Raw genomic sequence first — 10,219 nt, 5'->3', positions numbered from 1 at the left:
GCTAACTTCTAGCATGTTTAGTCGGCCGTTTTCCTTGCTGGACGCTCCTCAGTTATCCTCCTCATCGGCCGTACCGTTAACGAGGTCAATGATGGTCCGAAATTCCTGTTGATTGGGTGCAACGGATTCAAAGAATTTGGTATCGCGATTTTCGGATCTCGTTGCTTCAAATTGTGGACCGAGACTGCTGGGATTTGGAATCCAGACGCTCATCGATTTTGGAAAGAATTTGAGTCTACAACAGACCGAAGGAGCAACGTTCCCTCCGCTCCGAGCCTCAATCTGTTGGCGGACTCGTTTCGACAGGGTCCAGGATAAAGGCGCTTCAAATTCAGGGTCAAAAAGCTCGTAGGCATGGACCGCTTTAAAGCCGGCGTCCTTCGCATCTGACGGTATGAATAGCCGCGCCTCTCTCACAGCTTCAAAGGTCGCAATGGGCGCAGTGAGCTCCGATTGAATGCTTCGCGAACCGCCCTTTTGTAATACTAACCTGGTGTGACCAAATGATATTAGATGGAACTCAACGTTAGCCATTAGCTTCTTGATCTCATCAGAGTCCTTCAGCTGGCGTATGATTTCATTAGCGGCACCGATGCCGCTGTTGTCCCAAAATCCGCCATCGATCAATTGCAATCCATCCGTTTCGCGCAACGTGACATCCGCTGCTTCACGACTTCTACGATACAAAATCCCCGGTGGGGTGACGTACGGGAAACGAGCACTTAGAACAGCAGCGGTACTCTTATTGAGCTCCAGATCAGGCTGGTATTCCAACAGGTTGAAGTATGAGGGTCGGTTGTACGCGTTAGCGATAAGAGCCTCCGCTAGTTTCTTTTCAAGAGGCTCTTCAGCCGACTTGGCGTCAGCTGTTTCGAATAAGAAATTTTGGCGCTCCCTAAGGAACACCTGCGATATGATAACAGGGACGCCGTAGTTTGAACTTGTGGTGTTGAAGAATAAGGCAGGAATACCAGCCTCAGGCGACCAGCTTGAGTAGAACGGTGTTGAAGCTCCAATTGCGCGCTCAAACGCCAATTCTAGAATGCGAGCGCGATCGTTAGTAAAGCGAAGTTGAGGAATCAAGAGCCTAGGAAAATCGAAAAAGAGCCCAGATGCGATAACCGGACTCACAAAATCGTTTGAGAAGAAACTTCGAACAGATTGCTCTAACAGCCCCGGTGCTGTCTCGGCGTAAGAACACTCGGTGCGTGGCGTGACCGATCTCCGAAGGAGTTCGGTGAACATTGCCGATCCAAAGCTTCCGCCCGACACGGCACTAATCGCGAATACATGATCCTTCAACTGAGGGCAGTAGTCGTAGAGACGCGCTAGGGACAGGGCCGTGTGATACGCCGCGTATAATCCGCCTCCTTGGGCGGCCACAATAAAGACTGGGAATTTTCGAACATCCGTGGGGGTTAGCTGATATTCGCGTTGCGCGTGGTTCCAGCGATCAAGCCGTGGATGAATCCAGTCATTGAATGCCTTCGGAAGGCTCGGCACGCCTCTCAAATGTACGGCGCGGTCGATAGAGCCAGCCTTAGACTGAGATAGCTGAGCAATTGTATGAGAAAATTCTGGTGGTTTGGATGCAAAAACGTGGCTCGCAACAATGATGAAGGTCGACCAACCCACAATGCTCAACCTACGCCTCCTAAGAAAACCGAAGGCAAGCAACGCCAGCGAAATGCAGATCAAAAAGAGCAAGATAACTCCGAAGCCTCCCATGAAGGTTGCGGCGCCGATCACGTCCTTCAACATCCAGAAATAGATTGTAGAGGCGGAGACGATTGATATTGCCATCAACAGAAGGCCGAGTCGGTTTGTTCTGGTACTGGTTTGACCTTTGAGCGCCCGCTGCCAACATGTGACGAAAATTCGAACTTGGAGAACGGCACTGAGGACAAGTACGAGAAAGGCGATCCACATCACCCAAGCAACGCTCGTGGTAGAAAAAGCCGCGCTTAAAACGAGGAAAGCAAAGGCGAGAGTTGGAGCTACGGCCGCAATTGCGCGCGCTGCGTGATCGATAAACAATTTCGCGCGCGAATTATATGGAACTGCTACTATCAAGAGGCGACAGTGAAGTCCTGCAAACAAAAGGTAAAGAAATATTCCGAGCCAAAATTGCAGGATTAGTCGGCTGCCAAAGTTGGCGGCCGTATATTCGGCTATATAAACGAAATAATCCTTTAGCTGTGCGAGCTGTGTAGCGGCGACACACGCGCACACTATCAGTCCCGCCGCCGTAAGCACGAGAAGGATGATCCCCCAGTCGGGGTCGCCGCTATCGCCCCTTTCAACTTCTGGATCAGTGACGTTCATACTGTCGCGTCCTCGGACAATCTAATTGGCCGGTTCTCGCTCTCATTCGCGCCCGCCGCAGCCGTCCGCTTCGAGCACGATTTTCGGGCTTTTTCGCCGACTCGGTGGTCAGCCTTGGGAATAAACTATTGCTCTTGAATCGGCTACGGGGTCAGGCGGCGTGCGACGGGTGTCCAAGGGGACGTTAGACCGCGAGCTAAGAGACCATCTCGATTCGTCCTATTTGTACGCCACAGCTACCCAGCAGCCATAAATGGGCTCTAGATTTCTTTCTTGCTGGAGAAGCCTGCGATCTTATTGCCTCAGACCGATGATGGTACGGGGCGGAGGTATGGGCGGCGAGGACGAAAAGACCCAGATGGAGGCATTAGGGACGCCTGGTAGTCGGAAAATGCTGAGTACCACGAAGCGCCGCCGCAAGAATCGTGGCATGCCGCCGCCCGCGACCTTCGATATCGATACGCTGCCGGGCAGCTCTAATTTGACGGCATTAGAGGCTGCTGCGGTCATCCGGCGCACGCCCGGGGCGCTGGAGCAGTGGCGGCGCGATCCGAACCACCCGCTGAAATGGCGCTACGTCGATGGCCGGCCACTCTATCGTGTCGATGCGGTGCGTGACTATCTGGTCCAGCGCGACAAAACCATTAAGACGCCTCAGCCGCATAATGCTCACGGAGACGCCCGAGGAGCTCGGCCTTGATCGGGTCAAGCGGGTTCGTCCGTTGCAGCCGCACGACTTTGCCGACCCGTTTCGCGCCGACCAACTCCGCAATGTAGTCGTGAGCCGCTTCGAACGCCATCTTGCGGATGATCCACTGTTCGTCGTGATTGTAGACCTGATCGATTCCGCTTGGCTTTTGCCCAACACACAGGCGCTGGATTTCGTTGTCGTAGCCACAGCGTGACATGATGGTGCGCAAGCTGCGCCTTAAGTCATGCATGGTGAACTTGGCGACGCTCGCTTCCTTGACCAGTCGGTTGACCATCTTGGTGAAGCCGGACATCTGGCCGCCGGTCTTTGGTGACGGGAAGACATAGTCGGAGGTTGCTCGCTGGAAATGTTTTGCGGCCGTGAGCACCTCGTCAACCAGGTGAGTACGCGGCACATCGTGGTGCAGCCCCATCTTGGTCCACGCCGCATCGAAGGTGATCCGGTCATCCATGATGTGCTTCCGCCATTCGATCATGGTAGGCTCACTGCGCCGCGGCCCACCGAGCAGGCACATCCGTGCCAGGAGACCGAAAGCCCCGAGCTTGCCGGATGCATCCCAGACCTTGATGATTTCCTCATCGGTCAGCGCGCGACCCTTCGTTCGGCGTCCGACCCTTTGCGCGCGGGTTTCCTTGGGCGCGCGATAGCCGGCGAGCACGTTGTGCTCGACATAGCCCTCGCCGACGCACCATTCGAGCAAGGTATGCACGTGCTTGCGCAAGTCCTTGGCTGCACCCCGCTTGCCGGTCTTGGCAATCTTGTCGACCGCAGCCATGATCTGCCGTCGCGTCAGGTCCCCCACGCCGCTCTCGACGTGATCCTTAAGCCCGCGCCGCAGCGCCGACATTGCTGGCTTCCAGTTGACGACTTGACGTTCGGTCAAGGACGTCTGGTAGGGACCATCTTCAACAATGAGGGTCGCTAGCGTGGTGCGCTGCTTCTCGGCTGCCTGTTGCCGCCTCGCCTCGCGCTTCGCGTCATTCGGGTCCAAGCCCTTGACGACCTCGCCTGCGGCGATGGTGGCGGCCCTGCGCGCGGCCTTCTCATTATATTTAGGCCACGCGCCGAGGGTCTTGCGCTGGGTCCCCCTCACCCCCGGTTTGGTGAAGAGGTAGACCCAGGTCCGGCCGCCGGTGGCGCGCAAGCGCAAGGCGAGGCCGGGCAGCTTGTCGTCGTGGAGATAATGCTGCGCCTTACCCGGCGGCAGCGTTGCGTTGCGGATCACCGCATCGGTGAGTGTCAGCTGGTTGGCCGGCTCCGTCATGCTTCCTTCCCTCTCTCTGTGCCCGGTGTGCCCCGCAAGAAGGGCGTCAGCCCTCGAACAGAACCGGAGCTCAGACCTTCCCCTTGCCGTGTGCCCGCGCAGGGAGGATCCACAGACCCAAACAGAACCGGGTCTCAGACCTCCCCCCGTTTTTTGTGCCCCGAGGGAAAATCCACGGCGGGCACAACGGGGGCATACAAAATGTAGCAAGGCCACCTATGGGCACTTATGGCCGCACAAGGCCATAACCCCCATTAATTAAAGGGGTTTTTACATCTCAACTATGGCCGGATTTGGTTGGCTCGGGTCTACGGATTGTGGTTCACACGGGAGAGGTCCAAGGTTCGATCCCTTGTGCGCCCACCATTCATCCTCCTGAACCATTCCGGTTGCGGCGATCGTCGACGCCTGACGGCCTTTGAGGCTGTCTGATCAAAAATGTCGAAAACAACCCCATGCACAGTAGCCGGCGCGAGCCGGATCAATGGGTTACGCCTTTTCCGAACTCGATTGACTCGTCGGGCAAAACAGCGGCACGATGCCATCATCCAGGGAGAGGCCCACGCCGGCTGAGCCCCGCGACCTTTCCTGCCAGGCCGATCTCCCGTCGCAATGACCGATCAGGCTTAAGCGGCCCGATCCGGCCGCCAGGCCGCGTAGAGACCGACGAGGGTCCCGATGGCGACCAGCCCTGCCGCCAGCAGCACCTGCAATTCTCCATCATCGGTGGCGCCTACGGACGACACAAGTCTGGTCACGACGACGAACAGAATACCCACAGAGGCCGCTGCACCCACGCAAAGATGGGCAAGTTCTCGCGCCAGGTTCCGGCCGAGAAGTCCGAGTGCCGTGAAATACATCGCGCAAGCGTTGGGATGAACGAACAAAGCAACGCGCGCGTAAGCACCATAGGCGTCGAAAAGGGACTCGCATCGGCTCAGTGCCGCTTTTGAGGCAACCCGCTGCAAGAACGGTCTGAAAAAACGAGCCTGTCCGTAACTCAGAACGGCACCCACGATGATGGCCAGCCACGCCACGATAAAAACGGAGACGTCCGCGGGCTTCGGATTGAGCGCCACGGACATCAAAATGAGGGCGGTTCCGGGAAAATAGCCAAAATACGGGAAGACCGACTCCAGGAGCACGCAGACGAACATGAAGACCGGAAACCACCATGAACCGGTCGCACCCTCGACGGTGGCGTTCAAGTCGAAGAGGTTCGTCTTGTACAAGACGAGGTACATGCACATGGCCAATCCGGCCAGCGCGTAAAACGGCAACGCTCCCGACAGAAACCGTCTCATCCAACCATCGGGCTTTGTTGCGCGGTCACAGCGGAGACCATCGATACCAGGACAAGACAACGGAAACGTATGGATCATGCTTTAGGCGAATGAGATTGCTCCTGTCGATAGCAATCCTCGCCTCGCCCTGCGCGCCCCTACCCAATCGACAAAATCTCGATCTCCTGCGCGCCTGAACCGACGACGTCGCCGACCGCCTTCCCCATCAGCGACTTCGCGACTGGGGCTACGAACGAGATCGAGCCGGCCTTTGGATCGGCTTCGTCCTCGCCGACAATGCGGTAGGTTTGCACGCGGCCGTCGGCACGGCTGAAGGTCACTGTGCTGCCGAAGGCGACTGTGCCGGTCGCCTCCGGATCGGGAATGACCTGCGCCGTGCGCAGCCGTTCAGCCAAATAGCGGGCGTCGCGCAAGGGCACCGCCGACTGACGGCGCTTCTCGTTGACGTCCTCGATCCGCTGCGCGGCCTCATAGGCTTCACGCGCTTCCTGAAGCTGCGTCTGTAAGGCTTGCAAGCCTGCTTCCGTCACGAGGTTTGGATGCGGAGAGATCGGGCGATCCGGCAACAGCGTCTCGGACGCGGTTTCGGCGCTCTCTTCCTTGGTAAAGGCAACGCTCAATTCGAAAATCCTATCGAACTGTTTCGGGTGACCGCTGCGCCTTCACCCCGCGATTCATCAACGGGAATCGCGCGAGGCAGCCGACGGTGATTTGACCCCGGACTATATCTCAAGTTCGACGAAACGACGGAGCTTGAAAACAAGATCCGGCATGGCCTGGCGGAACCGTGTTGCATTCTGGAATGTGGTCGAGAACGGCGCGAAGGTGATCATGGCGTTCCAATGCCGGTAGCCATAGACCGTGACCGAGGCGCCGGTCGCCGGAAAATCCTCGATCTTGCGCAACTCTCGGAGCACGAGATCGGCAATCGCCTCCGCAGGCAGCAATCGCTTGCCGTCCGGCGTCGTGGCAATTTTCGCCGGCTGCTCGACCGGCGTCACAGCGGCCGGCGCGACGTTGGACGCATCCTCGTGCCTGATCGATGGCGCTTCGGGGATGGACGCCGCAACAGCCTCGAATCCGTTCGTCGGCGCTATTGGTGGAACTTCAGCAGGCGGCGGTGATGCAACGCTGTCTGCGCGCTTGTTGCCTCCCAGGATGCTGCTGATCATCGCCACAAGGCCAGCATCCTTCACGTCATCGTTCATTACTCCCCCCGGGGCTTTGGCCTACTCTAGCACCGCTCTTGCAGACCGCCACAGCGGATGTGTGGTCGGGCCCCCTGGCCAGGGCTATCGCATATGAAGAAAGACGTGGCTGGAAGCTCGCCTGCGGCCATCCTTCGAGACGCCCGCGTACGGCGGGCCCTCAGGATGAGGTTGCGGCTCGCGGCGAGATATCAAACCCTCATGGTGAGGAGCCCGCGATAGGCGGGCGTAGCGGACGATGCTTCGCATCGCCGCGAGAACCATGCAGGCCGAGCACGTTCGGCAGCTTCTCAACCGTCATAGGCGATAGCCCCTGGCCAAGGCCGTCTTTCGATGGCACCGGCGGCGCAACGGCTGATCACGTCGCGCCGCCCTGCGATCGGTCACTGCTTATCGAACGGAATATATTGCTGGTACTGCTTGGGCACCGAGCTGCGGTAGCGTGCCGGAACGGTGCCGGTATCGACTGAATGCTCGATCTCCTGCTGCCGGGTCATCTTCTTCTTCGCCGGCTTCTTCGACGTGCTCTTCTTCGGATCGGGTGACGGAGTGGAGTTGGTCGCGCCCGGCGCTGGCGTCGTCGCAGCCGGCGCGGTGGTTGTCGCTGCAGGCGCCGTGGTTCCGCCGGCGGCTGGCGCAGTCTGGGCCAGCGCGAGCGGCGTTTGTGTGATAAGCGCCAGCGCTGCTGTCACAGCCAGCAAGTATGACCTTTGCATCAGAATCTCCAAATTTCCTGATCCGAATGAGACGAAGCGTAGGCCTCCGGGATCGACACGTGCAAGTCTGCCCACGATAGGGTGGTGCCCAGCCGCGAACTGTGGCCGAGATCACATCGCCGGCCACGGGCTGCGTCATGATGGGCCGCATCACCAGCGCAACGCACCGAGCCGATCCAAGACACACATGATCCCGCATCGGTCGAGCTCCTTTGAACGCCAGTTCTCGGAACACCAAGGCTCGGCTGACATGCCCATCCACTCATTTTTCGAAGGAGATTGAAATGCGTCGCACCATTCTCACGCTCGCATCATTCTCAGCCCTGATCGCCGCGACATTCCCGGCGGCTCAAGCCCACGCGGAAAATGACAGATACTGCCTGCAAGGCCGTATCTGGGGCTATCCCGGCAACTGCCAGTTCGCGAGCTATCAGCAGTGCCTCGCCACCGCCTCCGGCACATCGGCCTATTGCGGCATCAATCCGCGCTACGCGTTCTCGCAGCAGCGCCACTACTGACGACGCGGCGGCGTGCGCGCATGACGCGCGCGCCGCCACAATTTTTACGTGAAGACCATCCGGTTCACCGATGGCCCGGCGAATCGACGCCCTCAAAATCGCTTGCACCTGTCGATGACGAGAATGTTATCCGTCGTCGCTCCGCGAAAAATTTGCAAAGCGCGGCCGCAGCTTGTTGGCATCGCTCTCTTCCGGAACACGTCGAAGCCGAGCGCTGTGTGAAGCAACGGCTTGCGGCCGTCGCATCGCCCGATCTAGCCTAAAATGCATACCCTGTTTCGATCAACCTTAGCTCTATTCGTTTCCGTCGTAACTTTTCAGGGAGGTGTTTTCAATGAGCAGCCGCCACAGCATTGTCCCGCGCGGTCTGAACGCAACGCGTTCGCCGCTTTCGCAAGGCCGCTTCGGCCGTATGTTCCGCAACGTCACACCGGCGAAGTTCGGACCGACCGACGCCGACGCCATCGCAAACCTTTCGGCGCTGGCAGACAAGATGGTCGCCAGCTTCGATCCGCCGAAGGACGGACCGGACGCGGAGGAGAGCGGTATTCCCGCGCTCTACACTTACTTCGGCCAGTTCATCGACCACGACATCACCTTCGATCCGGTGAGTTCGCTGACCAAGCAGCAGGATCCGGATGGGCTCGTCGACTTCCGTACGCCGGCGCTCGACCTCGACAATCTCTACGGCCGCGGTCCGAACGACCAGCCCTTCATGTATGACGGCATCAAGCTCCTGCTCGGCGAGACACTGACCGGCACCGGCGTGCCCGATGCCAGCGACCTGCCACGCTTCAAGGGCCGCGCGCTGATCGGCGATCCCCGCAACGACGAGAACAGCATCGTCTCGCAGTTCCAGGCCTTGATGCTGCGCTTTCACAACCGCATGGTTGACGACAATGACAGCCTGTCGTTCGAAGACGTGCAGCAGCGCGTCCGTTTCCATTATCAATACGTCGTGCTGAACGACTTCCTGCCGCGCATCGTCCACGCCAGCGTACTCGACGGGCTGAGGACCGCCGGCCGCTACGATCGCAGCAAGCTCGCCTTCTATCACTGGAAGACTTTTCCGTTCATGCCAGTCGAGTTTTCGGTCGCGGCCTATCGGCTCGGGCACTCCATGATCCGCCCCGGCTATCGGCTGAACGATGCGGCCAACATGCTGTTGCAGATATTCCCCGATCCCAACAATCCTGACAAAAACGCGCTGACCGGTTTCCGCGCGATGGGCCCGGGGCGCGCCATCGACTGGGGCCGCTTCATCGATCTCGACACGCGGGCCTATGGTGTCGAGGACGACGATACCAATGCCGACAACAAGAAGCGGCTTCAGTTCGCCTATCGCATCGACACCGCGCTGGTCGACCCGCTGCGCAAACTGCCGCCGGAAGTCGCGTCCAATCCATCGTCGCTGGCGCTGCGCAATCTCGAGCGCGGTTGGCGGCTCGGCCTGCCGTCCGGCCAGGCCGTCGCCAGGGCAATGCATCTGACGCCGCTGACGGACGACCAGATCGTCATTGGCAAGGCCGTCGATGAGCCCGGCACGGGCGATCCGCAGACCAAGATCGCGACCATCGCGAACGGCGTGTTTGCCGACAATTGCCCGCTTTGGGCCTACATCCTGGCGGAGGCGCGGCAATTCCAGACCCCCGTCACGATCCCGGCTACCGGCGCGCCTGGCCCCATCAACACGCCGCAGCTTGGGCCGGTCGGCGGTCGCATCGTGGCCGAGGTTTTCCTGGGCATGATGTTCGGCGACGCATCCTCCGTGCTGTCCCTCGACCCGAATTGGGCGCCGGTGACGGGCTCCAGCTTCGCGCTGAAGGACCTCGTAGCCTACGCGCTCGGACAGGGCGATCCCCTGCACTAAGCTTGCGACGGTCGATGACGCAAAGGCCGCCCGCTCGATGCGGGCGGTCTTTGTCATAGTCGCTGGGGCCTGACGAGATGAGGCTCGCCTAGTGCCCCGACGGAGGTGCGTTCCCTCCCCCCTTGTGGGGGAGGGCTAGGGAGGGGGGTAGCCCAGGAAAAGGTTTCGGTTGTTGATGATGCACCGAGGGCGGGTGTGCGATGGAAAGAATCCCCGTGTGGCACCCCCCTCCCTGCCCCTCCCCCACAAGGGGGGAGGGAACGGAGAGAGTGCTGCTGTCGACCGAACTTGATTCGACTTCA

Annotated in this window: 9 protein-coding genes; 3 read left to right on the top strand and 6 right to left on the bottom strand. The window is 59.3% G+C overall.

Annotation, left to right across the window (positions count from 1 at the left end):
- Positions 1 to 48: 48 nt before the first annotated feature.
- Complete coding sequence (locus AC629_RS09860; protein ID WP_084804604.1) at positions 49 to 2,325, bottom strand: hypothetical protein; 2,277 nt, start codon at positions 2,323 to 2,325, stop codon at positions 49 to 51.
- Positions 2,326 to 2,656: 331 nt separating this feature from the next.
- Here AC629_RS09860 and AC629_RS09855 point away from each other — a divergent pair, with 331 nt between their 5' ends.
- The gene (locus AC629_RS09855) at positions 2,657 to 3,025 is read left to right on the top strand and encodes a hypothetical protein (RefSeq protein ID WP_084804608.1); all 369 of its coding nucleotides are present in this window, start codon (positions 2,657 to 2,659) and stop codon (positions 3,023 to 3,025) included.
- On the opposite strand, the gene AC629_RS09850 is transcribed toward AC629_RS09855, so the two are convergent.
- From AC629_RS09850 to AC629_RS09830, 5 genes are all read right to left on the bottom strand, one after another.
- Positions 2,970 to 4,301, bottom strand: coding sequence for a tyrosine-type recombinase/integrase (locus AC629_RS09850; protein WP_084804603.1), 1,332 nt, complete (start codon positions 4,299 to 4,301; stop codon positions 2,970 to 2,972). The genes AC629_RS09855 and AC629_RS09850 overlap by 56 nt on opposite strands.
- 626 nt (positions 4,302 to 4,927) lie before the next feature.
- Positions 4,928 to 5,605: a hypothetical protein gene (locus tag AC629_RS09845; RefSeq protein ID WP_084804602.1), complete on the bottom strand. Its 678-nt coding sequence runs from the start codon at positions 5,603 to 5,605 to the stop codon at positions 4,928 to 4,930.
- Between the two features lie 137 nt (positions 5,606 to 5,742).
- Complete coding sequence (greA, locus tag AC629_RS09840) at positions 5,743 to 6,225, bottom strand: transcription elongation factor GreA (protein WP_084804601.1); 483 nt, start codon at positions 6,223 to 6,225, stop codon at positions 5,743 to 5,745.
- 102 nt (positions 6,226 to 6,327) lie between these two features.
- Positions 6,328 to 6,813, bottom strand: a complete 486-nt coding sequence (locus AC629_RS09835) for a hypothetical protein (RefSeq protein ID WP_084804600.1) — start codon at positions 6,811 to 6,813, stop codon at positions 6,328 to 6,330.
- Between the two features lie 383 nt (positions 6,814 to 7,196).
- On the bottom strand, positions 7,197 to 7,529 hold the full coding sequence (locus AC629_RS09830; protein WP_084804599.1) for a hypothetical protein: 333 nt from the start codon (positions 7,527 to 7,529) through the stop codon (positions 7,197 to 7,199).
- Between the two features lie 284 nt (positions 7,530 to 7,813).
- Between AC629_RS09830 and AC629_RS09825 the strand changes: the two genes are divergently transcribed.
- Positions 7,814 to 8,047 carry a DUF3551 domain-containing protein gene (locus tag AC629_RS09825; RefSeq protein ID WP_084804598.1) on the top strand — a complete coding sequence of 78 codons (234 nt, stop codon included), beginning with the start codon at positions 7,814 to 7,816 and terminating at the stop codon, positions 8,045 to 8,047.
- Positions 8,048 to 8,381: 334 nt separating this feature from the next.
- Positions 8,382 to 9,917, top strand: a complete 1,536-nt coding sequence (locus tag AC629_RS09820) for a peroxidase family protein (RefSeq protein WP_084804597.1) — start codon at positions 8,382 to 8,384, stop codon at positions 9,915 to 9,917.
- Positions 9,918 to 10,219: the final 302 nt, after the last annotated feature.

The sequence above is a fragment of the Bradyrhizobium sp. NAS80.1 genome (assembly GCF_001908205.1).
In the GTDB taxonomy this organism is placed as follows: domain Bacteria; phylum Pseudomonadota; class Alphaproteobacteria; order Rhizobiales; family Xanthobacteraceae; genus Bradyrhizobium.
This window is presented reverse-complemented; position numbering and strand designations above follow the sequence as displayed.

Coding starts and splice junctions, on each gene's coding strand:
- AC629_RS09860 (WP_084804604.1), bottom strand. CDS start 2,325: ATGAACGTCACTGATCCAGAAGTTGAAAGGGGCGATAGCGGCGACCCC.
- AC629_RS09820 (WP_084804597.1), top strand. CDS start 8,382: ATGAGCAGCCGCCACAGCATTGTCCCGCGCGGTCTGAACGCAACGCGT.
- AC629_RS09830 (WP_084804599.1), bottom strand. CDS start 7,529: ATGCAAAGGTCATACTTGCTGGCTGTGACAGCAGCGCTGGCGCTTATC.
- AC629_RS09825 (WP_084804598.1), top strand. CDS start 7,814: ATGCGTCGCACCATTCTCACGCTCGCATCATTCTCAGCCCTGATCGCC.
- AC629_RS09845 (WP_084804602.1), bottom strand. CDS start 5,605: ATGAGACGGTTTCTGTCGGGAGCGTTGCCGTTTTACGCGCTGGCCGGA.
- AC629_RS09850 (WP_084804603.1), bottom strand. CDS start 4,301: ATGACGGAGCCGGCCAACCAGCTGACACTCACCGATGCGGTGATCCGC.
- AC629_RS09855 (WP_084804608.1), top strand. CDS start 2,657: ATGGGCGGCGAGGACGAAAAGACCCAGATGGAGGCATTAGGGACGCCT.
- AC629_RS09835 (WP_084804600.1), bottom strand. CDS start 6,813: ATGAACGATGACGTGAAGGATGCTGGCCTTGTGGCGATGATCAGCAGC.